The sequence below is a fragment of the Pseudoroseomonas cervicalis ATCC 49957 genome, from assembly GCF_000164635.1.
GTDB classification, from domain to species: domain Bacteria; phylum Pseudomonadota; class Alphaproteobacteria; order Acetobacterales; family Acetobacteraceae; genus Pseudoroseomonas; species Pseudoroseomonas cervicalis.
In genome coordinates this window covers 1-1,430 of record NZ_GG770790.1, presented here as the reverse complement: position 1 = coordinate 1,430, position 1,430 = coordinate 1, and the positions used below count along the sequence as shown (strand labels likewise).

Genomic DNA, 1,430 nt, shown 5'->3' with positions numbered 1-1,430 from the left:
GCGGCGCGAGGCGGCGCTGACCACGCCCGCGCCGTTGCTGGCGCTGTTCCCCGCCGCCATCGCCGCGGCGCCGGAGGAGGAGGCGCGCCTCGCCCTCTGCGTCGCCCGCGCCGGGCTGGTGGCGCATGGGCTGTCGCTGGCGCACACCCATGTGCGGCTGAACGCGGCGCAGCTGCACAACGCGGCGCGGCTGCGCTTCGCGCATCTGGGCAGCGGGCCGGAGGATCCGGCGCGGCGCCGCGCGCTGTTCGCCGCCATCAACACCGCGCTGGAGGAGGCGCGCGCCGAGCCGGTCGACACTGGCGGGCTGATGGCCGAGCAGGCCTCGGCCGCGCGGCTGATGATGACGGTGGCGCAGATCACCAAGCATGTCGATGCCAGCCAGCCGGTGCGCTTCCTCGTGGCGGAGACGGAGAGCGGCTACACCCTGCTCGCCGCCCTGCTGCTGGCGCGCCTCGCGGGCGTCGAGGACCAGGTCGAGATCTCGCCCCTGTTCGAGACCGCCGAGGCGCTGGAGCGGCGCGGCGAGCGGGTGGTGGAGGAGGCGCTGCGCAGCCCCCATTGGCGGGCACATCTGGCGCGCGTCGGCCGGCTCTGCCTGCAATTCGGCTATTCCGATTCCGGCCGCTATGTCGGCCAGGTCGCCGCCACCCATCTGATCGAGCGGCTGAAGCTGCGCATCGTCGAGCTGCTGGCACGGCACGGGCTGTCGAAGCTCGAGGTGGTGCTGTTCGACACGCATGGCGAGGGGCTGGGCCGCGGCGGGCATCCGGACGGGCTGGCGGCGCGGCTCGACTATCTGGACCCGCCGGCGGTGCGCTCGGTCTTCGCCGCGCGCGGCATCCCGGTGCGGGTGGAGACCTCCTTCCAGGGCGGCGATGGCTATCTGCTGTTCGGCACCCCCGCGCTGGCGCAGGCGACCGTGGCGCGCATCGCCGAGCACGCCTTCGCCCCCCTGCCGCGCGGCGAGCCCGATCCGGTCTACGCGGAGGGCGGCTTCGCCTCCGACCTGTTCGCCGGCGCCCGCGCCGCCTTCGGCGCGCTGGTGGAGGATCCGGGCTATGCCGCGCTGCTCGGCGCCTTCGGCCCGGCGCTGCTGGACCGCACCGGCTCCCGCCCGGTCAACCGGCAGAGCGATGCCGGCGGGCCGGCGGCCATCCGCCACCCGCGTGAGCTGCGCGCCATCCCGAACAACGCCGTGCTGCAACAGCTGGGCTTCCTGGCGAACCTGATGCACGGGCTGGGCCAGGGGGCGCTGCAGGAGCAGGACACCTTCGCCGAGCTGCTGGAGGGCAGTCCGCGCTTCGCCAACGCCCTGGCCTTCGCCCGCGCCGGCCTGGCGCTGTCGGATGCCGATGTGCTGCGCGGCTATGTCGCCAGCCTCGACCCCGGCACCTGGCTGGACCGCGCGGCGCAGAGCCGCCGGCCCG

Annotated in this window: 1 protein-coding gene; it reads left to right on the top strand. The window is 75.1% G+C overall.

Features of this window, described 5'->3' with window-relative positions; all coding sequences use genetic code 11:
- Window positions 1–1,430 (top strand): phosphoenolpyruvate carboxylase (locus tag HMPREF0731_RS19010; RefSeq protein WP_007005833.1); only part of this gene is annotated, 1,430 nt, incomplete at both ends.